This is a genomic window from Actinobacillus genomosp. 1 (assembly GCF_029774175.1).
Lineage (GTDB): Bacteria > Pseudomonadota > Gammaproteobacteria > Enterobacterales > Pasteurellaceae > Actinobacillus.
On sequence record NZ_CP103834.1, the window covers coordinates 157,507 to 182,077 of the forward strand.

The window sequence follows — 24,571 nt, forward strand, 5'->3', positions numbered from 1 at the left end:
TTACGCTAGTCGCAAAAAAAGCACGAGTAAATTACTCGTGCTTTTGCTTTTTCTGATAACTTAGTAATAAGAGTGTTCGCCGTGTTGGTGTTCGGTCACGTCTTTTACGCCAGCCAGTTCATCAGGGAACATCGCTAACAATTGTTTTTCGATCCCTTCTTTTAACGTTACGTCCACCATCGAACAACCGTTACAGCCACCGCCGAATTGCAAGATTGCATATTTATCTTCAGTCACTTCGATTAGTGTTACTCGACCGCCGTGGCTGGCTAATTGCGGATTCACTTGAGTTTGAATCACATAATCTAAACGTTCGATAAACGGCGCATCGTCGGCCACTTTACGCATTTTGGCATTCGGTGCTTTTAAAGTAAGTTGTGATCCCATCGGATCCGTAACATAATCAATTTCAGCTTCATCTAAGAAAGGTAAACTAATTTCATCGACAAATGCAGAGAAGCCGTTGTATTCAAATTGCGTATCCGTTTCTTCAACCGCATTCGGCGGGCAATAGGATACGCCGCATTCAGCGTTAGGCGTCCCCGGGTTTACTACGAAAATACGAATATTAGTGTTTTCTTCTTGTTGTTCCAAAAGACGGCGGAAATGTGTTTGGGCCGCCTCAGAAATTGAAATATGGATAGTTTCTTGTTGTTCCATTAGTATTGTTCCAAGTTTAATAATTAATTGACTAAATTTATCGGACATTCTACGCCTTACAAGCGGTTTTTTCTACTCAAAATTTTGCAAATCCGGATTGTTAAAAACTTTACAAAAAGTTCATAAAAACGTACCGCCTATGAAAGCGAAAGGTTTAACTCTTAGGAGGTAATTGTTAAAAAATTGAGGAATAAATATTGATTTATTTCAAATTTTCAAGGGCTAGAGGATAAAAAAGCCGTGTTTTTGTGGAAAGTGAGCCTATATTTAGGGTAGAATAGCTTGTTTATTTTATCTTGTGAAAAAATACAGGAAAAATCAGATTTGAGAACTTTATGTAACTTCGGAAATAAGTGGGGGAATTCGTTTATTTTTATGTAAGTTACGGCTCAAGAGAAGCGATTGCGATTTTCGCAATCATATTTTTAACCCAACAAAAGTAGTGCAAATAATATGATTACAATCAAGAAAGGCTTGGATTTACCTATCGCAGGTACACCGGCACAAGTAATCCATAACGGCAATACCGTTAATGAAGTTGCGATGCTTGGCGAAGAATATGTGGGTATGCGTCCTTCAATGAAAGTTCGTGAAGGCGATGTAGTGAAAAAAGGTCAGGTTCTTTTTGAAGATAAAAAGAATCAGGGCGTAGTATTTACTGCTCCTGCAAGCGGTACTGTGGTTGCAATTAACCGTGGTGAAAAGCGTGTTCTTCAGTCGGTCGTGATTAAAGTTGAGGGTGATGAGCAAATTACCTTTACTCGCTATGATGCTACGCAATTAGCGTTGTTATCAGCCGAGCAAGTGAAACAAAATCTTATCGAATCAGGTTTATGGACTGCATTCCGTACTCGTCCGTTCAGTAAGGTTCCTGCAGTAGATGCTATTCCGTCATCTATCTTCGTTAATGCAATGGATACTAATCCGTTAGCGGCGGATCCGGAAGTGGTTTTAAAAGAGTATGAAACCGATTTTAAATACGGTTTAACTGTTTTAACTCGTTTATTTGACGGTCAGAAACCGGTTTATCTATGTAAAGATGCGGATAGTAATATCCCGTTAAGTCCGGCAATTGAAGGCATCACAATTAAATCGTTTAGTGGTGTTCACCCTGCAGGTTTAGTCGGTACACATATCCACTTTGTTGATCCCGTAGGTGCAACCAAGCAAGTTTGGCACTTAAATTATCAAGATGTTATTGCGATTGGTAAATTATTCACAACAGGCGAATTATTTACTGACCGTGTTATTTCTCTTGCAGGTCCGCAAGTGAAAAATCCTCGTTTAGTGCGTACGCGTCTTGGTGCTAATCTTTCTCAATTAACTGCGAATGAGTTAAACGTAGGTGAGAATCGTGTGATTTCAGGTTCGGTATTAAGCGGTGCAACGGCAACAGGTCCGGTTGATTATTTAGGTCGCTATGCGTTACAAGTTTCCGTACTTGCGGAAGGTCGTGAAAAAGAATTATTCGGTTGGATTATGCCGGGTTCGGATAAATTCTCTATTACTCGTACCGTATTAGGTCACTTCGGTAAAAAATTATTTAACTTCACGACTGCCGTTCATGGTGGTGAGCGTGCAATGGTGCCAATCGGTGCCTATGAACGTGTAATGCCGTTAGATATTATCCCGACATTATTACTTCGTGATTTAGCGGCCGGCGATACCGATTCTGCGCAAAACTTAGGTTGCTTAGAGCTGGATGAAGAAGATTTAGCATTATGTACTTATGTTTGCCCGGGTAAAAACAACTACGGTCCGATGTTACGTGCTGCGTTAGATAAGATCGAGAAGGAAGGTTAAGAAAATGGGTTTAAAAAATCTTTTTGAAAAGATGGAACCTGCGTTTCATAAAGGTGGAAAATATGAAAAATGGTACACGCTTTTTGAAGCGACATATACCATTCTTTATACACCGGGTACTGTGACTCGTAAAGATTCACACGTACGTGATGCGTTGGATTCTAAACGTATGATGATTATCGTATGGTTGGCATTATTCCCAGCGATGTTTTGGGGAATGTATAACGTCGGTCATCAAGCGTTATTGGCAACAAATCATTTAGGTACATTAGCGGATACTATCGCAAATAACTGGCATTACGGTTTTTCGGATGCGTTAGGTGCGACATTAACCGCTGATGCGGGCTGGGGCAGTAAAATGTTCCTCGGTGCAACTTATTTCCTTCCAATCTATTTAACTATTTTCTTAGTAGGTGGTTTCTGGGAAGTCGTATTTGCGATGGTGCGTAAGCATGAAATTAATGAAGGTTTCTTTGTTACTTCTATCTTATTAGCATTAATCGTTCCGCCGACATTACCGTTATGGCAAGCTGCGCTTGCTGCGACATTCGGTGTTGTTGTGGCAAAAGAGGTATTCGGTGGCGTAGGTAAAAACTTTATGAACCCGGCATTAGCGGGACGTGCGTTTTTATTCTTTGCATATCCGGCACAAATCTCCGGTGACTTAGTATGGGTTGCCGCCGACGGTTATTCAGGTGCGACGGCGCTATCTCAATGGGCGCAAGGCGGACAGGGTGCACTTAAACATGCGGTAACCGGTCAAGAAATTACTTGGATGGATGCATTCTTAGGTAATATTCCAGGCTCAATCGGCGAAGTTTCAACACTGATGTTAATCATCGGTGCGGCAATTATCGTGTTTACCCGTATTGCTTCATGGCGCATTATTGCCGGCGTAATGGTTGGTATGGCTGCGACCGCAACCGCATTTAACTTAATCGGTTCGGATACAAATCCATTATTTGCAATGCCATGGCACTGGCACTTAGTGTTAGGCGGTTTCGCATTAGGTATGTTCTTTATGGCGACAGACCCTGTATCTGCGGCATTTACCAACAAAGGTAAATGGTGGTACGGTGCGTTAATCGGTTTTATGTGTGTTGTTATCCGTGTAGCAAACCCGGCATATCCGGAAGGTATGATGTTAGCAATCTTATTCGCTAACTTATTTGCTCCGATCTTCGACTATTTAGTCGTTCAAGGCAACATCAAACGTAGAAAAGCGAAGGCGGCATAAAAATGGCTAAATTTAATAAAGATAGCGTAAGCGGTACTTTAACCGTTGTTGTGTTATTAAGTTTAATCTGTTCTCTTATCGTAGCAGGTGCTGCGGTGTTATTAAAACCGACACAAGATATTCAGAAACAGCTTGATAAACAGAAAAACATCTTACAAGCGGCAGGTTTAATGCAGGAAAAAACAAACGTGCAAGAAACCTATGCTAAATTCATTGAGCCGAAAATCGTTGATTTAGCGACCGGTGATTATGTTGATGGCGTAACCAACTTTGATGCGAAAGCGGCAGCGAAAGATCCTGCTCAAAACGTAGTGATTAATCCGGCTGATGATAAAGCGAACATTAAAGTACGTGCTAAATATGCGGAAGTATATTTAGTCAAAGACGAAGCCGGTAAAATAAGCCAAGTGGTACTACCTATGTACGGTAACGGTTTATGGTCAATTATGTACGGTTTTGTTGCGGTTCAACCTGATGCGAATACGGTAAACGGTATTACTTACTATGAACAAGGTGAAACGGCTGGTCTTGGCGGTGAAATCGCTAACCCTAACTGGCAGAAAAACTTTGTGGGTAAGAAATTATTCAATGCAAACAATGAAGTGGCATTAACCGTAGGTAAAGGTGCTTCGGAAGACAAAGATCACGGTATCGACGGATTATCCGGTGCAACATTAACTTCAAACGGCGTGGACGGCTCATTCAAATATTGGTTCGGTGCTAATGGCTTCGGTCCATATTTAGCGAAATTTAAAGCAGCAATGGGAGCTAACTAATGGCGAGTAACAATCTTAAAAAGTTATTGTTATCTCCAATCGTGGATAACAACCCTATTGCATTACAGATCTTAGGTATTTGTTCTGCATTAGCGGTAACTACTCAGTTACAAACAGCGGTAGTAATGGCGATTGCGGTAAGTTTAGTTACCGCTTTCTCCAGTATGTTTATTTCAATGATTCGTAACTATATTCCGAATAGTATCCGTATCATTGTACAAATGGCTATCATTGCATCACTTGTAATCTTAGTTGACCAAATTTTACGTGCGTATGCATATGACTTATCAAAACAGCTTTCTGTATTCGTAGGTCTTATCATTACTAACTGTATCGTAATGGGTCGTGCTGAAGCATTTGCAATGAAATCAGGTCCGGTTGAAAGTTTTGTAGACGGTATCGGTAACGGTTTAGGTTACGGTGCGATGTTAATCATCGTTGCGTTTTTACGTGAATTAATCGGTTCGGGTAAACTATTCGGCGTAACAATCTTACAAACCGTTCAAGACGGCGGCTGGTATCAAGCTAACGGTTTATTCTTATTAGCGCCAAGTGCGTTCTTCATTATCGGTTTTGTGATTTGGGGACTTCGTACCTGGAAACCGGAGCAAGTGGAGAAATAAGATGGAACATTATTTAAGTCTATTTGTTAAGTCTGTATTCATTGAGAATATGGCACTTTCTTTCTTCCTTGGTATGTGTACATTCCTTGCGGTATCTAAGAAAGTTTCAACGGCTTTTGGTTTAGGTGTTGCGGTAATCGTAGTATTAGGTATTTCCGTACCGGCTAACCAATTGGTTTACACACACGTTTTAAAAGACGGCGCACTTGTTGAAGGTGTAGATTTAAGTTTCTTAAACTTCATTACATTCATCGGTGTGATTGCGGCACTTGTTCAAATCTTGGAAATGGTATTGGATAAGTTCTTCCCGGCGTTATATAGCGCATTAGGTATCTTCTTACCGTTGATTACCGTAAACTGTGCGATTTTCGGCGGCGTATCATTCATGGTTCAACGTGAATATGACTTCACGGAATCTGTGGTTTATGGTATCGGTGCGGGTACGGGTTGGATGTTAGCAATCGTTGCGCTTGCCGGTTTAACTGAAAAAATGAAATATTCTGATGTGCCGGCAGGTTTACGCGGTTTAGGTATTACCTTTATCACCGTAGGCTTAATGGCGTTAGGCTTTATGTCATTCTCAGGCATTCAATTATAAGGAGCATATCGTGGATAGTAATTTTATTTTCGGTATTATCGCATTTACTGCTCTGGTATTAGTGCTTGCGGTGATCATTCTTTTCGCTAAATCAAAATTAGTCGATTCAGGTGATATTACCATCTCAATCAACAACGATCCGGCAAAAGGCATTACGCTTCCGGCGGGCGGTAAATTACTTGGTGCTTTAGCGAGCAAAGGTATTTTCGTATCGTCAGCTTGCGGCGGTGGCGGTTCATGCGGTCAATGTAAAGTACAAGTAAAATCCGGCGGTGGTGAAATTCTTCCGACCGAGTTATCGCACATTTCGAAGAAAGAAGCGAAAGAAGGTTGGCGTTTAGCGTGTCAGGTAAATGTAAAATCTTCAATGGATGTTGAGCTTCCGGAAGAAATCTTTGGTGTGAAGAAATGGGAATGTACCGTTATTTCTAACGATAACAAAGCAACCTTCATCAAAGAGCTTAAACTTCAAATTCCTGAAGGCGAAGAAGTACCTTTCCGTGCGGGTGGTTATATCCAAATTGAAGCGGAACCGCATACAGTTAATTATAAAGACTTCGATATTCCGAAAGAATATCACGAAGACTGGGATAAATTTAACTTATGGCGTTATGTGTCAAAAGTGGACGAGCATATTATTCGTGCTTACTCAATGGCTTCATATCCGGAAGAGAAAGGCATCATTATGCTAAACGTGCGTATTGCAACGCCTCCTCCGCGTAATCCGGATGTTCCACCGGGTCAAATGTCTTCATACATTTGGTCGTTAAAACCGGGTGATAAAGTAACGATTTCCGGTCCGTTCGGTGAATTCTTCGCGAAAGAAACCGACAACGAAATGGTGTTTATCGGTGGTGGTGCGGGTATGGCGCCGATGCGTTCGCATATCTTTGACCAATTAAAACGTTTAAAATCTAAACGTAAAATGTCATTCTGGTATGGTGCGCGTTCTAAACGTGAAATCTTCTATCAAGAAGACTTTGACCAATTAGCGGCTGAAAACGATAACTTCGTATGGCACGTAGCACTTTCAGATGCGTTACCGGAAGATAACTGGACAGGCTACACAGGCTTTATTCACAACGTACTTTATGAGAACTATCTGAAAAATCATGAAGCACCTGAAGATTGTGAATACTATATGTGTGGTCCGCCGGTGATGAACGCAGCGGTAATCGGTATGCTGAAGAGCTTAGGTGTTGAAGACGAAAACATCTTATTAGATGACTTCGGTGGTTAATACCAAATCGAACAGGGTGTAAATGCGCCCAGATTTACAAGCGGTGTGATTTGCAAAGTTTTTTGTAAATCACACCGCTTGAAGTGCTTTAAATTATTAGTGAAAAAGTTTGCTGTTGCAGTCTTTTTCAATAGTAATTTCTTTTGTTAGGGTGAAGTGATGTATTCGTCCGTAAATCTTACCTACTAAAATAAAGAGGTTTAATTTGAAACTTAAATCTATTTTAATTTTCGCAATGTCGGTACTTTTTTTGACCGCTTGTAATAAAGCTCCGGAGCAAATTACCTTACAAGGTAAAACGATGGGTACAACTTATACGGTCAAATATATTGATGACCGTAAGCTATCTCATTTACCTAAGTCAGAAGAAGTACAGCGGCAGCTTGACGGTTTACTTAAAACGGTTAATCATGAAATGTCCACCTATCAAGACGATTCGCAAATCAGTCGTTTTAACCAGTTGCGTGACGTGGAACAAGCGGTTGAAATTTCGCCTGATTTTGCAAAAGTAGTAGCGGAAGCGATTCGTTTAAATAAAGTAACTGAAGGCGCACTGGATATAACTGTCGGGCCATTAGTGAATTTATGGGGATTCGGACCGGATAAACGTTTAAATAAAGTACCTTCAGCAGAACAAATTGCAGAACGTGCGAACGCGGTCGGCATTGAAAAATTAAAATTAACGGTAGGTGAAAAGCCGTCGTTAATCAAATCAGTACCTAATCTTTATGTAGATCTTTCTTCCATCGCAAAAGGTTTTGGCGTAGATAAATTGGCGGAATATCTGGAAAGCCTCGGTTTAGCCAATTACTTAGTGGAAATCGGTGGTGAGTTGCGAGGTAAAGGGAAAAATTTACAAGGTGTGGATTGGCGTATTGCAATTGAGCAACCGACACTAGCGCAAGGACAAGCAGCACAGATTACCGTACCGTTACACAATCTTGGTATGGCGACATCCGGTAATTACCGTAATTATTTTGAAGATGAACAAGGTAACCGTCTTTCACATATTATTAATCCGAAAGAATTACGTCCGGTTAGCCATAAATTGGCTTCGATTACCGTATTTGCCCCAACCACAATGACGGCGGACGGTTTATCAACCGGTTTATTCGTGTTAGGGCCAGAAAAAGCGTTAGAAGTGGCTGAGCGTGAAAAGTTAGCGGTCTTTCTGATCATCAAGAACGGCGAAACATTTGAAACTAAAATGTCGAGCGAATTTGAAAAATTAATTAACCAAAAATAATTGGAGTAAACAATGGAAACATTATTAATTACTTTCGGCTTTTTTATCGCCGTGATTTTTGCAATGTCGATTGGCTTTATCGTAAAAGGAAAAACAATCAAAGGCAGCTGTGGCGGTATTACCGCATTAGGTATGAAAAAAATGTGTGACTGCGAAGAGCCTTGCGACAATCTGAAAGCTAAAATGGCAGACGGTACGGCTGATCCTGAAGAAGTGGCACGTTTCAACAAAGAACCGCAATTCTACGAAGTAAAATAAAAAATATAAAGGACACATATCCCTCTCCCCCTTGTGGGAGAGGGACAGATTTTTCTTTGTATGAAAGAAAAATCAGGGAGAGGGGAAAGAGGTTTAAAAATTGTTAAACCTTACAGTCTCTTTTTCAATATTTTAATGGCACAAACATTCGGTTTGTGCCGTTTTCTATATGTGTAAGTAAATACTTACCTATCTGTTAAACCAACCAATGTGCTTCGCCTTAACCGAAGTTACGGGAGAATTATGACAAATCAAACTCAACTTAGCTCAAAAACTTATGATACTCACTTTGCTAAATTAACCGCTGAGCAATTAGCGGAGAATGCGAAAAAGAAAGTGATTATTGGAATGTCCGGTGGCGTAGATTCATCAGTATCCGCTTTTATCCTGCAACAACAAGGTTATCAAGTTGAAGGCCTGTTTATGAAAAACTGGGAAGAAGACGATGATACCGATTATTGTACCGCAGCGGCGGATTTAGCCGATGCTCAAGCGGTGGCGGATAAACTGGGCATGAAACTGCACAAAATCAATTTTGCCGCAGAGTATTGGGATAATGTCTTCGAGCATTTCTTAAACGAATATAAAGCGGGTCGTACGCCGAATCCGGATATTCTTTGTAATAAAGAAATTAAATTTAAAGCATTTTTAGAATATGCAGCGGAAGATTTAGGTGCGGATTATATTGCAACCGGTCATTACGTACGTCGTAGCGGTGATGATAATAACGCACAATTATTACGTGGTTTAGATGCAAATAAAGATCAAAGTTATTTCCTTTACACGTTAAGCCATAAGCAAGTAGGACAGAGCCTATTCCCGGTGGGTGATATTGAGAAACCGATTGTACGTCAAATTGCTGAGGATCTCGGTTTAGCGACAGCGAAGAAAAAAGATTCGACCGGTATTTGCTTTATCGGTGAACGTAAATTTAAAGATTTCTTAGCGCGTTATTTACCGGCACAACCGGGTGAAATCAGAACGGTGGACGGTAAAGTTGTCGGTCGTCATGACGGTTTAATGTATCACACCCTTGGTCAGCGTAAAGGTTTAGGGATTGGCGGGGTGAAAGGCTTGAGCGAAGATCCGTTTTATGTAGTCGAAAAAGACCTCATCAATAATGTACTGGTCGTGGCACAAGGTCATGATAATTCTGCATTACTTTCAAGCGGTTTAATCGCAACTCAGCTACACTGGGTGGATCGTCAGCCGATTCGTGAAAATCTACGTTGCACGGTAAAAACGCGTTATCGTCAAACGGATATCGCGTGTGAAATTCAACCGATGGGTGATGATACGATTCGAGTGATCTTTGATGAACCGCAAATTGCGGTGACACCGGGACAATCAGCGGTCTTCTATCAAGGCGAAGTTTGCTTAGGTGGAGGTGTTATCGAAGAACAATTGAAGTAAGGATTAACTTACTTGTATAAAGCAAGCGGTCATATTTTGTAAGAAATTTGCAAAATATGACCGCTTGTTTATTTTTGGGTTTAACGTAATGTAGCGTTAAATTTTTTCGGTACGATTAAAATTGCCGGTATAACGATAATCGCCATCAACCAGAAGACAAAATTTGGGTTATCTTGGTATATCATACCTGATATAAAGGTAAAGATCGCCGTAAAGCCACAATTCGATAACGCAAAATATAAACCCTGTAATTTAGTTATTTTTTCCGGATCTTGAGCAGAAATATAACGAATCATTGCATAGTGAGCCATACCGAACGTGATGGCATGGAATGTTTGAGAGATCGCCAACAGACTAATTTCAGTGGTTGAAGCTAAAATTGACCAGCGAATAATTGCGACAAAACTTGCAATGATCATTAAGTGCGAAATACGCCACGCTTTAAATAAGCGGTTGGAAAATAAGAAAAATAAAATTTCAGCACACACCGCAAAGCCCCATAACAAGCTGCTGGTTTGGGTGGAAATACCGGCTGCCGACCAATGAATCGTACTATAAATATAGTAAGCGGCGTGTGATCCAAGAATTAATGAAACGGCAAACATCATACGTAACGTAGTTGGTTCTTTGAGAATCTGCCAATAGCTGAGATTTGATGAAGATTTCTTATCTTGTTGATTTTCAAAGCCGACTGTCGGCGTAAGTAATTGCCCGCAACCTAGTAAGATAAAGAAAACGAACATAATCCAAATAATTGAACCTTCCCCTAGCCAACCGGTTAAATAGCCTGTGCTTAATGAACCGACCACAAAGGCAATCGAGCCGAATAAGCGCGCTTTGCCGTAATCGATACCGACTTGTTGTTGCCAAAGCGAAGCGATACTATCTCCAATCGGCATCGCACCGGCATTAAAAATATGGAACAGCATCAGTGCTGGGAATAGCAACCAAATCGATTCCGCCGACCATGCAATAACAACGATCACAATCAGATTCAGTAATGTGAGAATACGAGCCGTAGGGATTAATTGATTGGGCGATTTCACTTGTTGTGAAGCTAACATTCCGCCGGCAAAGCGAAACAAATAACCGAAGGAGGCGAGTAAGCCGATCATTTCGGTACTATATCCGTATTGTTTTAACCAAACCGGTAAAAAGGGTAAAAATACTCCGTAGGCACAAAAGAAGCCGAAGAAATTAAATGCCGACCATTGGAACGGCGTTAGATTGATCATAGCTGCAACTCCATTTCCTCCGCACGCTGAATAGCCGCTTGCATCGCTTGATCGACCGTTTCGGTTAATTTGTGCCGTTCAAATACCGCTAAGGCTTGTGCCGTCGTACCGCCTTTTGAGGTCACGTTCTCTCGTAGTATAGCAAGTGAAGTATTCGGATTTGCTTCGACTAATTTTGCTGCGCCTAATGCGGCTTGTTGCACCAGTAAACGTGCATCAGCTTCACTGAACCCCATTTGTATTGCACTTTGTTGCATCGCTTCCATAAAACGGAAGAAATAGGCAGGGCTGGAACCGGTCACTGCAATAATGTGATTGATTTGCTGTTCTTGTTCGACCCAATAGCATTTCCCGACTGCGGACATCAGGCTTTCAGCAAATTGACAAACGGTCGAATTTACCGATTTTTTTGCAAATAACCCAGTCATTCCTTCGCCAATCAGCGAAGGTGTATTTGGCATGGTGCGGATAATATTTTTTGCTGTTGGTAAAAGCTGCTCTAAACGGGCAACTGAAATCCCAGCTGCGACAGAAATCACGGTTTTATTCGAAAAATCCACCGTTGAAAATTCACTACAAACTTCCGCCATCATTTGCGGTTTGACCGCTAACACCACGACTTCCGCCTGTTCAACTGCTGCACGATTGGTAAAATTTGTGGCGATTCCGACCGCTTGTAATTCCGCTCGGCGAGCTAAATTGCTTTTGTTGCAAGCGATGATTTGCGAGGCGGGATAATGGCTTTTGAGTAAGCCTTGAATGATAGCGTATGCCATATTGCCGGTGCCAATAAAGGCAAGTTTTTGATGATTCATTTTTACCCTCATAAAAATCTCCCCCAGCCCCTCTTTATAAAAGAGGGGAGCGGTTCTCCAATCAGCCCTAAAATTCCCTTTTTTAGAAAAAAGGAAGGGGAGATTTGATTAGAGCCCAAAAGAGAAATCTGTTAGAATTTTGCCCATTCTAACACCCTAAAAGGATCATAAAAATGTTCTGGTTCAAAAATGTCATGATTTATCGCCTGACTTCGCCACTTTCGTTGGAAAGTAGTTCTCTGGAAGAGCAACTGCAACAAGCCAAATTTACCCCTTGTTCACAAAGCGATATGAGTAAATTCGGTTGGTCGAGTCCGCTTTCCGGTTCGGAATTATTACATTTTTCGCAGGGCAAACAGTTTTTATTGATTTCACATAAAGAAGATAAGCTGTTACCGGCGAATGTGGTGAAAAAAGAAACGGAAGAACGTATTGCCGTTTTAGAAGAAAAAGAAGCCCGTAAGCTCAAGAAAACCGAAAAACAGGCGATCAAAGATGATGTGGTGGCAATGTTGTTGCCTCGAGCATTCAGTAAACATCAATTCACCGCAATTTGGTTGGATTTAGATGCACAGCTCATTTATGTTGATGCAGGCTCAAGCAAACGAGCGGAGGATACGCTCGCATTATTGCGTAAAACCTTAGGATCGCTACCCGTTGTGCCGATTTCCTTCGCTTTGTTGCCGAGTGAAGTGATGACAAACTGGATTGCCAAAGGACATACGCCGAATTGGTTGAGTTTATTGGAAGAAGCAGAGTTAAAATCTTTTGATACGGATAGCATGATTCGTTGCAAACGCCAAGATCTGGAAAGCGAAGAGATCGCTCAACATTTACAAGCGGGCAAATTTGTCACAAAACTTGCAATTGATTGGGAGAACCACTTCTCGTGCGTATTAAATGAAGATGCTACGCTTTCCCGTGTGAAATTTGCCGATGAAGTGCGTGAGAAAAATGATGATATTTTAAAAGAAGATATTGCTCAACGTTTTGATGCGGATTTCTTGTTGATGACCGAAGAACTTAAATTATTTACTCAAAAAATGATTGAGGAATTTGGCGGTATTAAAGAACGTATTTAGGAGAAAGCGATGTTAGTCAGTGCAGAAATTTTGGATCAGTATCAGGCTCTCATTTTTGATATGGACGGCACTATTATTGATACGATGCCAAGCCATGCAAAAGCGTGGGAGATTACCGGCGAACATTTCGGTTATCAAGTAGATAGCTCAGTAATGTACGAGTTAGGCGGTGCAACCACTTACACCATTGGGCGTGAAATTATGCAACGAGCGAATATGCCGATGGAATTATTGGAAGAAGTGGTGCAAATGAAGCGTAAAATTGCGATGGATCTTACCTATGAACATTCTTCTCTGCTACCAGCGTTTGAAATTATCCAACACTATTCGGGCAAAAAGCCGTTAGCGGTCGGCACCGGCGCTCACCGTGTGCAGGCGTATAAATTACTCGATAAATTTAACCTACGCCCGTATTTCAACACGATTGTCGATGCGGACGATGTGAAACAACATAAGCCGTCACCAGAAACCTTTTTACTCTGTGCTGAGCGTTTGAGGGTAGAGCCTAAACATTGTCTGGTATTTGAAGATGCCGATCTCGGTATCCAAGCCGCCCTTGCCGGCGGAATGGATGTGTTTGATGTGAGAACCAATCAGATTACAAAGGCACGATAATTAACTCTCTCCCTTGCGGGAGAGAGCTATTTTCTAGTTCGCCACGGTAAAACGCTCAAATAAATGAGCTTTCTGTTCGACATCATCAGCAATCGCGGCGGCGAGATCCGGCACAGTAATATTAGCTGGGCTGCCGTCTGTGTTCAGCAACATATCATCTTTACCTAAACGATAAGTGCCGGTTTTATCGAAAGATAACGGTAAGACGGCAAACATTGCGGCAGGCGATAAAAATGCCCAGTTAATATCTCGGCGAGCTTGTAATTCAGTCAGTAAATTACGCACCACATTTGCCGCCGGATAAATTTCCGCAGGGAATTCCGCCGTATCAACTAACTGAAGATTCGGGGCAACATATAGGCTACCTGCTCCGCCGATGACCAATAAATACGGCACTTGAGCGGTTTTAGCCGCAGCTAAAATAGCCTTCCAACCTCGCTCGGTATCCGCTGCTAAGTTTGGATTGTCCCAACCGCCGTTAAATGCGGCTACTACGGCATCAAAGCCTTTTAATTTTTCGGCAAAATCAGCGGCATTTACGTCTGCTTGTACTGCCGTTACATTGTCCGCTTGGAATACTTTCTCAATGTTACGTGCAAAGCCGATGACCTGATGACCACGCTCAGCTAATTCTTGTACAGTTGCATTTCCGACTAATCCTGTTGCTCCGATAACTGCAATTTTCATTTTATGCTCCTATTTGATAAATGTTTGAGTATTGAGTTGAATCAAACCTTGTTCGGTTTGTTTAAAAATTTGCGGTACTCCACGTACACCAAGTTCTGCCGCTAATGCCGCCCCTTGGGTAATGCGTTCCTTAGCAAGATCTATCGTGGCAGAATTTTGCAAAATATTGACCGCTTGTGTAAAACCATTCTCAGTTAAAATTTGGCTGAGTACGTTAATATCCGCCGTATCTAGACCGTTTTCATAGCGAGCTTTTTGGAATAGGCGAAGCACGTTTAATTCTTGAGTGGGTTCTACTTGTCGTACCGCCGTTAAGGCTTGCACCAGTGCGAAAGAATTAAAGTTTTTCGCTCCAAGCAAGATATTTTGTCGGTAAGTTTCACTAAAAGATAGTCCGGTAAGTTGATGAATACGTTGGTCATTTGTCCAAGCGTGTTCTGCCCAATCGGCATCAATCAAACGGTCATAACTAAATAAGCCGGTTGGTATCAGTTCAATTTCGGCATTTTCCGCTAATTCTGCCAAGCCGTTGGAGACGGCATAGCACCAGCCACATAAAGGGTCGAAAAGATAATAAATTTTTTGCATTTTATTTCCTTGAAATCTTATTTCTTCATCAGTAGATGAGCTGCATTATACGTAAATGAATCCAGTGAAAAAGAATCTCTTTAGCAAAAGTTTGTTTCATTATTTGAAATAAATTTGGTGAAAATAATGAATTTTAAATTATAATTGTTTCAATTTTAAATTATAATTGTTTCAATTTAAAATGTTATAAGAATGAAAAATGGACAGAATTACAGCGATTCAAGTATTTTTAAATGTGGCGGAAACTCATAGTTTTACAGCAGCGGCGGAGAGAATGGAACTTTCTCGTCCAATGGTAACCAGAGCGGTTGCGTTAGTGGAAGAGTGGTTTAATGCCCGATTATTACATCGTACTACTCGCCACGTTTCGCTAACGGATGCAGGCAGACAAGCGGTCGAATATTGCCGAAAAATTGCAAATATAACCGATTCGATTGAGCAGGATTTTCATCAGCAACAAAATAGTTTGCACGGCACATTGCGTATTGCTTCGAATACTACCTTTGGCAGTTCGCATTTATTGGACGCAATTCAAACATTTATGGAAATACATCCGCAACTTAATGTGCAAATGCAGTTGGGAGATAAAGTAGTGAATTTGGTGGAAGAAGCGATTGATGTTGCGATTCGGATTACCAATAATCCGGATCCGAGTTTAATTGCTCGCCCATTGGCGAAGTGTCATTCCTTGATTGTCGCAAGCCCGAACTATTTAGCACGATACGGAACGCCAAAACGACCGGAAGATCTAAGTCAGCATCGCTATTTAGCTCATGCCAATATTAATAAAAAGGAATGGAAATTTAGCCAAGCTGATCAGGAAGTCCATTTAGAATTAACCAGCACCTTTACGACCAATGATACATTGGCATTATTGAACTTTACGCTTTCAGACGGCGGTATAGCAATGCTGCCGAAGTATTTGACTAGTGAACATTTAGCGGAAAATCGTCTGACTGCGATACTCACTGACTGGCAATTACCAACTTATTCGATTTATGCTCTTTATGCTTCACGCCATAAATTGTCGCCTAATGTTCGGCAGTTTGTGGACTTTTTAGTCGAACGTTTTGCCAACCAAGATTGGTGATACAAGCGGTTAAATTTTTAAGAGAAAAAGGAAATGCACTCTCTCCCCTTGCGGGAGAGAGACAACGAAAATTGCGTCAAGCAATTTCCGTAGAGAGAGGGGTCAAGCCGCTTCCCGATGATAAAAACGCAAACTGTGTTCTTTTTGGCGGGCGGAACTGAAAGCGGATACGCGTTTTAAGTAGCCGATTACTCGTGTGCCGTAGTCGATATTTTGCGAACCGCATTTTGAACAATTACATAAAGTACGTTTATCAATGTGTGCACATTCGTTACAAATGGTGATTTTCACATTGATACAGAAATAGTTACAGCCGGTTTTTGCTGCAATATCAAGCAATGAGCGATAGCCCGTTTGAGTTAATGCTTCGTCTAGGTTGAGGTGTAACGCAGAACCGCCATCTAACCACTCAATTAGCTCTTTTCCGTGGAGCAAGAATTTATCCAAAGCATTAGTATTTTCATCTTCCACTACATAGAAATAAGAGTTATAGCAATCACGTGGCACAAAATAGCCGTCAGCTTTATCCCATTTAGCATTTTTCACCCCAAGGTTTTCCGCCGGTACAAATTCGGTATTGAATTTCACGCCATATTTTTTGGAAGCGGTCTGATTTGCTTCAAAAATCACTTTTAAACGGCTTTGTACAAACTGCATATAATCCGGATTATAACCGACAGTTAGCCCTTGTGATTCGGCCGCTTCCGCCATTCCATTAATACCAATCGTGAGGAATTGCTTATCTAAAGAGATAAATCCCGCATCATAAACCGGTAGCATTCCGGCGGCTAAATATTCTTCCATTAATTTACGATAAGCGTATTGATATTTATGGATCTTGCCGACTTCGTCCTCTAAGTCACGTCCATCTTGCACTAAACGGTTCATATTAATGGTAATGACGTTAATCGAACCGGTCGCCACACCGCCTGCACCTAATGAATAAGAGAAGGTATGATCTGAAATCTCATTACGTAAACGGCAGCAAGAAGCGAGTGAATCGGGATTATCCGATTGATAAATAAAGAATGAATTACCCTGTGACAACTCTTCCGCCATTTGATCGGCAAATTCGTTGTCTTTGCATTTGCCGTTTTCAGTCAGCATTGCCGCCGTAACCACAGGGAAGGTTAAAATCGCTTTAGTACGCTCTTGGTTAAACCATTTCATAAAGAAAATTTGTAATGCCGCAGTGGTTTCCCAATTCGGGCGTTCAAAATCAGGGAACACAAAATTACCGAACATTGCTTCGAAATAGTGTTTATCATAAAGTGAAATATTCCAAAACACGCTTTGGTAGCCACGAGCGGCAGCCGGTTGGTTAATGCTATAAACCACTTGTTGTAGATGATTTTCGATTTCACTGCGGTGGGTTTCCAGATAATTATCACCAAAATCTTTACGGGCGAAATAGTCAAAATAGGTTAGAAACTCAACGGTAGCGACTGCGCCGGCAAATTGTGAGCTGACCGCAAACACAAAATTCACAAAAGAACCGCAGAATGATGCAAGGTGCTTCGGTGCTTTAGATTCGCCGCCTAATTTGGTGAGTCCTTCACGTAAGAAAGGATACATCGTAACCGATACGCAATAAGGTTTTAGACTGGTTTCATCGTGTACGTAAATCTCATGCGCTTCAATTTGACGTAAGTATTCGCCGGCAAGCTCTTCATCAAATAATTCTGCAATTTTGTTACTCACTTTGGCACGGTTAATTTGCACAAAGAAGTCTTTCATCATTTCATTTTCCATGGTGGCAATGTTTTTTTGGGTCACATTGGCATTCGCATCCATTTTGGAACCGTCCGCCGCATTTTTTGCGTGCAGATAATGCTCAATAAAGCTTAACTTGCCTTCAAGTTGATTAGGTTGTAAGCGAATCATGTAATTAAACTCCCTTGATGAATAAATGATTGAGATTTTCGCCGGTGCGTAAATCGATAAAACGTTGATTGGTGGTAAGACTGTTTAAACCGCCTCTTTCTGCAATCCAACGCCCTGTTTTTAGGTAGGTTAATTGCGAAAGTAATTCTGCGGAAAGCTCATCTCGTTCAAGCCCGGTATAAAGGCAAGTCCGTAGCCCTCTTTGTTTGCAGTAACTCAGTAGCGGAATAAGTTGTTCAGGCAGCCATTCGCCACCCATAAAAAGTACGCAGCTGATTAAGCCTTGATATTTATTTAATTGCTCGGTGAGGTAATTTTTCGTCAAAATTTGACCGCTTCCTAATTTCCAGCTTTCCGTACTATGACAGCCTTTACAGCCTAACGGGCAACCGGTAATTAAGAAGGCGAGTGAAGTTTCGTGCGGCACTTCTTGCCAAACAATTCGTTCCGAGCAAAATCTGAGGTTTTTCATTTGTTATAAAATTGTTACCATATATTGTGTTGATTTTATCTATTAACACAATATATTGTGGATTTTAGTTCGTTTTTCAGAAAAGAAAATAGAAAAATTTATAGGCGAGGGATTGAAATTTTATAAGTGATGGAAAAATAAAGAGATTCGTAAATTGTAAATTTTGCTGTGCATTATGTATAAATTTGTTGTACATCATCCGGATCAGAAAATCTCAAAAGAGATCAAAATATAAAATTATTCGAAATAATATGTTGATGAATATACCTCATATTTTTTATTGTTCGAAAACGTAAAAAACGAGATAATAGCGAGCATTTTTCTAACTTATTTATCCTATACAAGCGGTCGAATTTTTGAATTTTTTTGCAAGTTCTTTAATGAAAACAACCGCTTATTTTTATTTTATCTTTTTATCGTGGATGCTATGGTCGATTACATTCTGTTAATTATTAGTACCGCGCTGATAAACAACTTTGTCCTAGTGAAATTTTTAGGGCTTTGTCCGTTTATGGGCGTGTCGAAAAAAGTGGAAACCGCCATTGGAATGGGAATGGCGACTACTTTCGTTTTGACGGTGGCGTCGTTGGCGGCTTATTTAGTTGAAACTTATGTGCTGATCCCTTTAGATGCACAATTTTTACGTACTTTAGTGTTTATTTTAGTGATTGCGGTGATTGTGCAATTAACGGAAATGATTGTGCATAAAACCAGCCCGACCTTATATCGTTTATTAGGGATTTATTTGCCGTTAATTACGACTAACTGTGCGGTGCTGGGGGTCGCATTATTAAATGTAAATCTTTCAAATAATCTTGTGGAGTCCGTGCTTTACGGATTTGGTGCCGCATTAGGTTTTTCACTCGTCCTTGTTCTATTTGCCGCATTACGTGAGCGTTTGGCGGCTGCGGATGTGCCACGTCCGTTTCAAGGGGCTTCAATCGCTTTAATTACGGCGGGATTAATGTCGCTTGCCTTTATGGGCTTCACCGGTTTGGTAAAAATCTAATGTTAGCATTTCCTATTATTGTTTATATCATTATCGCTATTGCTGTGATCGCCCTGATTTTCGGGGCGATTTTAGGCTATTCTTCAATTAAGTTAAAAGTTGAAGCCGATCCTATCGTCGAACAAATTGATGCCTTGTTACCGCAAAGCCAATGCGGGCAATGCGGTTATCCCGGTTGCAAGCCGTATGCGGAAGCGATAGCCAACGGTGATCAAATTACCAAATGCGTGCCGGGTGGTCAGCCTTTGGTGGTAAAAATTGCGGATCTATTGGGTGTGGAAGTGCCGGCAATGGACGGCGTTGCCGAGCCGGAAGTGAAGGTGGCATTGATTCACGAAGATATGTGTATCGGCTGTACCAAATGTATTCAAGCCTGTCCGGTTGATGCGATTATCGGTACCAATAAAGCGATGCATACCGTGATTCCCGATTTATGTACCGGTTGTGAATTGTGTGTCGCCCCTTGCCCGACCAATTGTATTGAAATGGTTAAACAGCAGACGACTACGAGAACATGGAATTGGCAATTTGATGAGAATTTAGTGATTCCGGTAGTGAATACAACGGATTTACAGAAAAAATTGGTAATTGGCGGAGGTAAACATGAGTAATGCGATAGACGTATTGGATCGTATTCGTCAAGGTAACCAATCCGGTAAATTATGGGAGTTTCCGGGTGGAATTCACCCGATGCAAAATAAAAAACAATCGAATCAAAAGCCGATTCGCAGTTTACATCTACCTAAATTTTTCTATGTGCCGGTGGTACAACATTCGGGCTGGGCGGGCGAGTTGTTGGTTAAGATTGGCGATCGTGTATTAAAAGGGCAGCCGCTGACCAAGGGTGATAATTATCGCCAGTTGCCGGTACACGCACCGACATCGGGCACGGTTATCGGCATTGAGCCTTATGTATCCGCACATCCGTCCGGTTTACCCGAGATTACCGTAATTATTGAAACGGACGGTAAAGACGAATGGATTGAACGTCAGCCGATAGACGATTTCTTAACGCTGACAAGCGGTCAAATTATCGAAAAAGTTTACCAATACGGTATTGCCGGTTTAGGCGGTGCGGTGTTCCCGACCGCTTCAAAACTCAGTTTGGCGGATAAGCGTTGTAAAGTATTGATTATCAACGGAGCGGAGTGCGAACCTTACATTACTTGTGATGATCGTCTGATGCAGGATTATACTCATGAGTTTCTTGAAGGAATCCGTATTTTACGTTATGTGTTACGTCCGGAAGAAGTCGTATTAGCGATTGAAGATAATAAACCGCAAGCGATTAAAGCGATGGAACAAGCCTTAAAAGGCTCGAACGATATTACCTTACGCATAATTCCAACCATTTATCCGTCAGGTGCGAGCGATCAATTGGTACAAGTCTTAACCGGTTTAGAGATTCCGCAAGGTAAACGTACCATCGAAATGGGTATAGTGATGCACAATGTCGGTACGGCATTTGCGGTTAAGCGTGCGGTAATGGATGATGAGCCTTTGATTGAACGAGTGGTGACGCTGACCGGCGATAAAATTCGTAATAAAGGCAATGTGTGGGCAAGACTGGGTACCCCGATTCAACATTTACTGGAGCAAGTAGATTATCAAGCGGATAGCCGTTTTCCGGTCTTTTTAGGCGGACCGATGACCGGTTTTATCCTGCCGTCATTGCAAACACCGATTACGAAAACAGCAAACTGTATTATTGCGCCGGATCATTTTGAATATGCACCGCCGGAGCCTGAACGTAGCTGTATCCGTTGTTCAAGTTGTTCGGACGCTTGTCCGGTCGGATTATTGCCGCAGCAGCTTTACTGGTATGCACGCTCGGAAGATCATGATAAGTCGAAAGAATATCATTTGGACGCTTGTATCGAATGTGGCGTTTGTGCTTATGTTTGCCCGAGCTACATTCCGCTGATTCAATATTTCCGCCAAGAAAAAGCTAAAATAGCGGAAATTGAAGAAAAAGCGAAAAAAGCGGAAGAAGCGAAAATTCGTTTTGAAGCGAGAGAAGCTCGTTTACAAAAAGAAAAAGAAGCTCGAACCGCACGTATCGCACAAGCGGCGGATAAACGCCGAGAAGAAATAGCAAATTCTGCCGGAGAAGATCCAGTTGCGGCAGCACTTGCCCGTATTAAGGCGAAAAAAGCAGAAACCGAAACAGCGGTGGAAGCAGTCCATACAAAAGCTAATGGTGATCCGGATAATAGTGAGTTAATGGCGCAACGCAGAGCAAGACGCTTGGCAAAACAAGCGGAGGCTGCAGCTGAAGCAAGTAACGAGAATTTATCGGTTAATACCGTACAACAGGATAAAGAAACTGATCCTAAGAAAGCGGCAGTCGCAGCGGCGTTAGCTCGTGCAAGAGCGAAAAAAGCAGCTCAAACGCCGGAACAAGCGGTTGAAAATACCGAAAAAGTTGCAACTGCAACCGAAGCGGAAGACCCGCGTAAAGCGGCGGTTGCGGCGGCGTTAGCCAGAGCGAAAGCGAAGAAAGAGGCTCAGCAAGTCGCTGAACAAGCGGTCGAAAATGCCGAAAAAGTTGCAACTGCAGCCGAAACGGAAGACCCACGCAAAGCGGCGGTTGCAGCGGCGTTAGCCAGAGCAAAAGCGAAGAAAGCGGCACAACAATCCGCTGAACAAGCGGTTGAAAATACTGAAAAAGTTGCAACTGCAACCGAAGCGGAAGACCCGCGTAAAGCGGCGGTTGCGGCAGCGTTAGCCAGAGCGAAAGCGAAGAAAGCGGCCCAAATGCCAGAACAAGCGGTCGAAAATGCCGAAAAAGTTGCAACTGCAACCGAAGCGGAAGATCCGCGTAAAGCGGCGGTTGCAGCGGCAATAGCAAGAGCTAAAGCGAAGAAAATGGGGCAAGAGCCACCAAATGACTAATTTATTCGACAGCTTATTACCACCGTTGCCTTGGTCATTCTTATTTATTCAAGATTTAATCGGTACGATCGTATTTGCCGTGTCGGGTGCAATGGCGGCTCGTCAGCATAAAATGGATATATTCGGTATGTTCATTTTAGCGTTTGTGACCGGTGTAGGCGGCGGTACGCTGCGTGATGTGATGATCGGCAGTACGCCGGTTTTTTGGATGAAACAGCCGATCTATGTATTGATGATTACTCTTGCAGTAATTATTACAGCGGTATTTAAGAATAATATCAGCAAAAAAGAATGGCAAACTGGCTTGCTGATTTTTGATGCGATTGGTTTAGGCGTGTTTACTGTAATTGGTGTACAAAAAGGTTTGGATTTCGGGTTACACCCTTTCATTGCGATTGCGTTAGGCGGTATAACCGGCTGCTTTGGCGGTGTGATTCGAGATATTTTACGTAACGAAGTGCCGATCGTGTTACAAAAAGAAGTGTATGTTACGGCAAGCTTAGTTGGTGGTGTGATTTTTGTATTGTTCTATTCCGCCGGCGTAGAAAGCCGCTGGGTGGATATTGCGACGGTCGCTACCGTGATTGTGATACGCTTATTAGCGATTCGATTTAATCTAAATTTACCGAGAATTTAAGCGGAAAGGAATTATTTAATGTTTAAAATGGTCAGCTCTCCCCATACGCATTCGTCGAGTTTAACGGCGAAATTTATGTTATGGGTTATAGCGGCAATGTTACCGGCACTTGGCGTGCAGGTATATTTCTTTGGTTACGGTGTCTTTATTCAAGTTGCCATTGCAATATTGCTTGCGGTGGTAATTGAAATTACTCTTGCAAAATTACGCCGAAAACCGACCGCTTTTTATGTGGCGGATTTAAGCGGTATATTGACAGCGTTAATTTTAGCGATGTCGATTCCGCCTTATGCACCTTATTGGATCATTATTATTGGTGTGATTGTCGCTTTATTGTTAGCAAAACATAGTTATGGCGGTTTAGGTCAGAATTTATTTAATCCGGCAATGGTTGCTTATGCGTTGTTATTGGTTTCTTTTCCGGTACAAATGACCGGCTGGCTGGTGCCGATCGATTTATTAAGTGAACCGCCGACATTCGGTGATGCAATTTCATTGGTATTTTCCGGTGTTACCAGTGACGGCTTTAGTGTGCACCAATTACTGGGAAGTGTGGACGGTATCGCACAGGCAACACCGCTTGATAGTGCCAAAACCAGTATGCAGAAATTAGGCGTTGATGGGGTAATGCATTCGCCGATTTTTAGCGGTATGTTCGCAAATGGTTGGTTGCAAATTAATTTAGCCTTTCTTGCCGGCGGTTTATTGCTAATTTATAAACGCATTATTCATTGGCAAATTCCGGCGGCGATGTTAGTTATGTTTGCTTTATTAAGCGGACTAACCGATTTATTGTTACCGCATACTCACTTAAATGTCGTCAGTCAGCTTTTCAGCGGCGCAATGATGTTCGGTGCTTTCTTTATTGCAACAGACCCTGTTACCGCTTCTATTACGCCTCGCGGCAAATTGATTTTCGGCGGTTTAATCGGTGTATTCGTGTATTTAATTCGTTACTACGGTAATTATCCGGATGCGGTGGCGTTTTCGGTGTTACTGGCAAATATTTGCGTACCGTTAATTGACCATTACACTCAACCAAGATTATATGGAACCGGAAGATAATGAATACCTCAAAAATTACCGTTAAGTATGCGTTGTTATTAGGCGTTATCGCTCTGATTTGTACGGCGGTTTCTACCGGCGTTTATTTGCTGACCAAAGGGCGTATTGATGAAGTAACCGCTGCTCAGCAGCGTCAATTCTTGCAGGAAGTCGTACCAGCGGAGCATTTTGATAATGATTTGCTCGGTTCCTGTAAAATTGTAAATCTCCCGAACGCACCTTATTTAAACCGTATTTATATTGCAAAAAAATCGCAAAATTTAACCGCTTATGCGATTCAAGCTACCGCTCCGGACGGCTATTCTGGCAACATCGTTTTACTTATGGGGATTCAGCCGGACGGTAAAGTACTTGGTGTACGAACGTTGGAACATAAAGAAACGCCGGGATTGGGCGATAAAATTGAAACTCGCATTTCGGATTGGATTTTGTCCTTTAGCGGGAAACAATTCAGCCTAGAAAATGAATCGCAGTGGGCGGTAAAAAAAGACGGCGGTCAGTTTGATCAATTTACCGGTGCGACTATTACTCCCCGTGCGGTGGTGAATAATGTGCGCCAAAGTGCGAAATGGATAGTTACCGAATTAGCGAAATCGCCGGAACAATTAGAAACTTTCGCAAGTTGTAAATAAGATATAAGAGT

25 protein-coding genes are annotated in these 24,571 nt (G+C 41.9%); 18 read left to right on the forward strand and 7 right to left on the reverse strand.

What is annotated here, in order from left to right; all coding sequences use genetic code 11:
- Nucleotides 1-60 precede the first annotated feature (60 nt).
- Nucleotides 61-660: a Fe-S biogenesis protein NfuA gene (nfuA, locus tag NYR63_RS00770; protein ID WP_279457713.1), complete on the reverse strand. Its 600-nt coding sequence runs from the start codon at nucleotides 658-660 to the stop codon at nucleotides 61-63.
- A 453-nt stretch (nucleotides 661-1,113) separates the two neighbouring features.
- Here nfuA and NYR63_RS00775 point away from each other — a divergent pair, with 453 nt between their 5' ends.
- The 9 genes from NYR63_RS00775 (at nucleotide 1,114) to mnmA (ending at nucleotide 9,854) form a co-directional block, all read left to right on the forward strand.
- A complete protein-coding gene (locus NYR63_RS00775) occupies nucleotides 1,114-2,463 on the forward strand; it encodes a Na(+)-translocating NADH-quinone reductase subunit A (RefSeq protein ID WP_279457714.1) in 1,350 nt (449 codons plus the stop codon).
- Between the two features lie 4 nt (nucleotides 2,464-2,467).
- Nucleotides 2,468-3,700 carry an NADH:ubiquinone reductase (Na(+)-transporting) subunit B gene (locus NYR63_RS00780; RefSeq protein WP_279457715.1) on the forward strand — a complete coding sequence of 411 codons (1,233 nt, stop codon included), beginning with the start codon at nucleotides 2,468-2,470 and terminating at the stop codon, nucleotides 3,698-3,700.
- Nucleotides 3,701-3,702: 2 nt separating this feature from the next.
- Nucleotides 3,703-4,476 carry a Na(+)-translocating NADH-quinone reductase subunit C gene (locus NYR63_RS00785; protein ID WP_279457716.1) on the forward strand — a complete coding sequence of 258 codons (774 nt, stop codon included), beginning with the start codon at nucleotides 3,703-3,705 and terminating at the stop codon, nucleotides 4,474-4,476.
- Nucleotides 4,476-5,099 (forward strand): NADH:ubiquinone reductase (Na(+)-transporting) subunit D, encoded by a 624-nt coding sequence (locus NYR63_RS00790; protein ID WP_279457717.1) that lies wholly within the window; start codon nucleotides 4,476-4,478, stop codon nucleotides 5,097-5,099. Before NYR63_RS00785 ends, NYR63_RS00790 begins: the two co-directional genes overlap by 1 nt.
- Nucleotide 5,100: 1 nt before the next feature.
- Nucleotides 5,101-5,697: an NADH:ubiquinone reductase (Na(+)-transporting) subunit E gene (gene nqrE / locus NYR63_RS00795; protein ID WP_279457718.1), complete on the forward strand. Its 597-nt coding sequence runs from the start codon at nucleotides 5,101-5,103 to the stop codon at nucleotides 5,695-5,697.
- 10 nt (nucleotides 5,698-5,707) lie between these two features.
- Nucleotides 5,708-6,937 (forward strand): NADH:ubiquinone reductase (Na(+)-transporting) subunit F, encoded by a 1,230-nt coding sequence (gene nqrF, locus NYR63_RS00800; RefSeq protein WP_279457719.1) that lies wholly within the window; start codon nucleotides 5,708-5,710, stop codon nucleotides 6,935-6,937.
- A gap of 205 nt (nucleotides 6,938-7,142) precedes the next feature.
- Nucleotides 7,143-8,183 carry an FAD:protein FMN transferase gene (locus NYR63_RS00805; RefSeq protein WP_279457720.1) on the forward strand — a complete coding sequence of 347 codons (1,041 nt, stop codon included), beginning with the start codon at nucleotides 7,143-7,145 and terminating at the stop codon, nucleotides 8,181-8,183.
- 12 nt (nucleotides 8,184-8,195) lie between these two features.
- Nucleotides 8,196-8,441, forward strand: a complete 246-nt coding sequence (gene nqrM, locus NYR63_RS00810; protein ID WP_279457721.1) for a (Na+)-NQR maturation NqrM — start codon at nucleotides 8,196-8,198, stop codon at nucleotides 8,439-8,441.
- A 243-nt stretch (nucleotides 8,442-8,684) separates the two neighbouring features.
- On the forward strand, nucleotides 8,685-9,854 hold the full coding sequence (mnmA, locus tag NYR63_RS00815; protein WP_279457722.1) for a tRNA 2-thiouridine(34) synthase MnmA: 1,170 nt from the start codon (nucleotides 8,685-8,687) through the stop codon (nucleotides 9,852-9,854).
- Between the two features lie 80 nt (nucleotides 9,855-9,934).
- On the opposite strand, the gene NYR63_RS00820 is transcribed toward mnmA, so the two are convergent.
- Both NYR63_RS00820 and proC read right to left on the reverse strand, forming a co-directional pair.
- Complete coding sequence (locus NYR63_RS00820) at nucleotides 9,935-11,089, reverse strand: 3-phenylpropionate MFS transporter (protein WP_279457723.1); 1,155 nt, start codon at nucleotides 11,087-11,089, stop codon at nucleotides 9,935-9,937.
- On the reverse strand, nucleotides 11,086-11,904 hold the full coding sequence (gene proC / locus NYR63_RS00825) for a pyrroline-5-carboxylate reductase (RefSeq protein ID WP_279457724.1): 819 nt from the start codon (nucleotides 11,902-11,904) through the stop codon (nucleotides 11,086-11,088). Before proC ends, NYR63_RS00820 begins: the two co-directional genes overlap by 4 nt.
- A gap of 173 nt (nucleotides 11,905-12,077) precedes the next feature.
- Here proC and rdgC point away from each other — a divergent pair, with 173 nt between their 5' ends.
- Nucleotides 12,078-12,986, forward strand: a complete 909-nt coding sequence (gene rdgC / locus NYR63_RS00830; RefSeq protein WP_279457725.1) for a recombination-associated protein RdgC — start codon at nucleotides 12,078-12,080, stop codon at nucleotides 12,984-12,986.
- A 9-nt stretch (nucleotides 12,987-12,995) separates the two neighbouring features.
- Nucleotides 12,996-13,601, forward strand: a complete 606-nt coding sequence (locus NYR63_RS00835; RefSeq protein ID WP_279438056.1) for a beta-phosphoglucomutase family hydrolase — start codon at nucleotides 12,996-12,998, stop codon at nucleotides 13,599-13,601.
- A gap of 33 nt (nucleotides 13,602-13,634) precedes the next feature.
- Here the strand turns inward: NYR63_RS00835 and NYR63_RS00840 are convergent, their stop codons facing one another.
- Nucleotides 13,635-14,288 carry an NAD(P)-dependent oxidoreductase gene (locus NYR63_RS00840; protein ID WP_039197506.1) on the reverse strand — a complete coding sequence of 218 codons (654 nt, stop codon included), beginning with the start codon at nucleotides 14,286-14,288 and terminating at the stop codon, nucleotides 13,635-13,637.
- Between the two features lie 9 nt (nucleotides 14,289-14,297).
- Complete coding sequence (locus NYR63_RS00845; protein ID WP_052190392.1) at nucleotides 14,298-14,876, reverse strand: DsbA family protein; 579 nt, start codon at nucleotides 14,874-14,876, stop codon at nucleotides 14,298-14,300.
- A 199-nt stretch (nucleotides 14,877-15,075) separates the two neighbouring features.
- Here NYR63_RS00845 and NYR63_RS00850 point away from each other — a divergent pair, with 199 nt between their 5' ends.
- Nucleotides 15,076-15,966: a LysR family transcriptional regulator gene (locus NYR63_RS00850; protein WP_039197504.1), complete on the forward strand. Its 891-nt coding sequence runs from the start codon at nucleotides 15,076-15,078 to the stop codon at nucleotides 15,964-15,966.
- 102 nt (nucleotides 15,967-16,068) lie between these two features.
- Here the strand turns inward: NYR63_RS00850 and nrdD are convergent, their stop codons facing one another.
- Both nrdD and nrdG read right to left on the reverse strand, forming a co-directional pair.
- Entirely contained in the window at nucleotides 16,069-17,850 is a 1,782-nt protein-coding gene (gene nrdD / locus NYR63_RS00855) for an anaerobic ribonucleoside-triphosphate reductase (RefSeq protein ID WP_279457726.1), read from the reverse strand.
- 4 nt (nucleotides 17,851-17,854) lie between these two features.
- Nucleotides 17,855-18,322, reverse strand: a complete 468-nt coding sequence (gene nrdG, locus NYR63_RS00860) for an anaerobic ribonucleoside-triphosphate reductase activating protein (RefSeq protein ID WP_279457727.1) — start codon at nucleotides 18,320-18,322, stop codon at nucleotides 17,855-17,857.
- Nucleotides 18,323-18,749: 427 nt separating this feature from the next.
- On the opposite strand from nrdG, the gene rsxA reads away from it, so the two are divergent.
- The 6 genes from rsxA to rsxG are packed head-to-tail and all read left to right on the forward strand — an operon-like array spanning nucleotide 18,750 to nucleotide 24,560.
- On the forward strand, nucleotides 18,750-19,331 hold the full coding sequence (gene rsxA / locus NYR63_RS00865; RefSeq protein WP_279457728.1) for an electron transport complex subunit RsxA: 582 nt from the start codon (nucleotides 18,750-18,752) through the stop codon (nucleotides 19,329-19,331).
- Nucleotides 19,331-19,942 carry an electron transport complex subunit RsxB gene (gene rsxB, locus NYR63_RS00870; protein WP_279457729.1) on the forward strand — a complete coding sequence of 204 codons (612 nt, stop codon included), beginning with the start codon at nucleotides 19,331-19,333 and terminating at the stop codon, nucleotides 19,940-19,942. The genes rsxA and rsxB overlap by 1 nt, the downstream gene beginning before the upstream one ends.
- On the forward strand, nucleotides 19,935-22,226 hold the full coding sequence (gene rsxC / locus NYR63_RS00875) for an electron transport complex subunit RsxC (protein WP_279457730.1): 2,292 nt from the start codon (nucleotides 19,935-19,937) through the stop codon (nucleotides 22,224-22,226). Before rsxB ends, rsxC begins: the two co-directional genes overlap by 8 nt.
- Nucleotides 22,219-22,863, forward strand: coding sequence for a trimeric intracellular cation channel family protein (locus NYR63_RS00880; protein WP_279457731.1), 645 nt, complete (start codon nucleotides 22,219-22,221; stop codon nucleotides 22,861-22,863). Before rsxC ends, NYR63_RS00880 begins: the two co-directional genes overlap by 8 nt.
- A gap of 18 nt (nucleotides 22,864-22,881) precedes the next feature.
- A complete protein-coding gene (gene rsxD / locus NYR63_RS00885) occupies nucleotides 22,882-23,928 on the forward strand; it encodes an electron transport complex subunit RsxD (RefSeq protein WP_279457732.1) in 1,047 nt (348 codons plus the stop codon).
- Complete coding sequence (rsxG, locus tag NYR63_RS00890; protein WP_279457733.1) at nucleotides 23,928-24,560, forward strand: electron transport complex subunit RsxG; 633 nt, start codon at nucleotides 23,928-23,930, stop codon at nucleotides 24,558-24,560. Before rsxD ends, rsxG begins: the two co-directional genes overlap by 1 nt.
- Nucleotides 24,561-24,571 lie beyond the last annotated feature (11 nt).

Bases quoted from the DNA above. Each gene is read 5' to 3' on its own strand.
- nfuA (WP_279457713.1), bottom strand. From the start codon at position 660: ATGGAACAACAAGAAACTATCCATATTTCAATTTCTGAGGCGGCCCAA.
- NYR63_RS00775 (WP_279457714.1), top strand. From the start codon at position 1,114: ATGATTACAATCAAGAAAGGCTTGGATTTACCTATCGCAGGTACACCG.
- NYR63_RS00780 (WP_279457715.1), top strand. From the start codon at position 2,468: ATGGGTTTAAAAAATCTTTTTGAAAAGATGGAACCTGCGTTTCATAAA.
- NYR63_RS00785 (WP_279457716.1), top strand. From the start codon at position 3,703: ATGGCTAAATTTAATAAAGATAGCGTAAGCGGTACTTTAACCGTTGTT.
- NYR63_RS00790 (WP_279457717.1), top strand. From the start codon at position 4,476: ATGGCGAGTAACAATCTTAAAAAGTTATTGTTATCTCCAATCGTGGAT.
- nqrE (WP_279457718.1), top strand. From the start codon at position 5,101: ATGGAACATTATTTAAGTCTATTTGTTAAGTCTGTATTCATTGAGAAT.
- nqrM (WP_279457721.1), top strand. From the start codon at position 8,196: ATGGAAACATTATTAATTACTTTCGGCTTTTTTATCGCCGTGATTTTT.
- mnmA (WP_279457722.1), top strand. From the start codon at position 8,685: ATGACAAATCAAACTCAACTTAGCTCAAAAACTTATGATACTCACTTT.
- NYR63_RS00820 (WP_279457723.1), bottom strand. From the start codon at position 11,089: ATGATCAATCTAACGCCGTTCCAATGGTCGGCATTTAATTTCTTCGGC.
- proC (WP_279457724.1), bottom strand. From the start codon at position 11,904: ATGAATCATCAAAAACTTGCCTTTATTGGCACCGGCAATATGGCATAC.
- rdgC (WP_279457725.1), top strand. From the start codon at position 12,078: ATGTTCTGGTTCAAAAATGTCATGATTTATCGCCTGACTTCGCCACTT.
- NYR63_RS00835 (WP_279438056.1), top strand. From the start codon at position 12,996: ATGTTAGTCAGTGCAGAAATTTTGGATCAGTATCAGGCTCTCATTTTT.
- NYR63_RS00840 (WP_039197506.1), bottom strand. From the start codon at position 14,288: ATGAAAATTGCAGTTATCGGAGCAACAGGATTAGTCGGAAATGCAACT.
- NYR63_RS00845 (WP_052190392.1), bottom strand. From the start codon at position 14,876: ATGCAAAAAATTTATTATCTTTTCGACCCTTTATGTGGCTGGTGCTAT.
- NYR63_RS00850 (WP_039197504.1), top strand. From the start codon at position 15,076: ATGGACAGAATTACAGCGATTCAAGTATTTTTAAATGTGGCGGAAACT.
- nrdD (WP_279457726.1), bottom strand. From the start codon at position 17,850: ATGATTCGCTTACAACCTAATCAACTTGAAGGCAAGTTAAGCTTTATT.
- nrdG (WP_279457727.1), bottom strand. From the start codon at position 18,322: ATGAAAAACCTCAGATTTTGCTCGGAACGAATTGTTTGGCAAGAAGTG.
- rsxA (WP_279457728.1), top strand. From the start codon at position 18,750: ATGGTCGATTACATTCTGTTAATTATTAGTACCGCGCTGATAAACAAC.
- rsxB (WP_279457729.1), top strand. From the start codon at position 19,331: ATGTTAGCATTTCCTATTATTGTTTATATCATTATCGCTATTGCTGTG.
- rsxC (WP_279457730.1), top strand. From the start codon at position 19,935: ATGAGTAATGCGATAGACGTATTGGATCGTATTCGTCAAGGTAACCAA.
- NYR63_RS00880 (WP_279457731.1), top strand. From the start codon at position 22,219: ATGACTAATTTATTCGACAGCTTATTACCACCGTTGCCTTGGTCATTC.
- rsxD (WP_279457732.1), top strand. From the start codon at position 22,882: ATGTTTAAAATGGTCAGCTCTCCCCATACGCATTCGTCGAGTTTAACG.
- rsxG (WP_279457733.1), top strand. From the start codon at position 23,928: ATGAATACCTCAAAAATTACCGTTAAGTATGCGTTGTTATTAGGCGTT.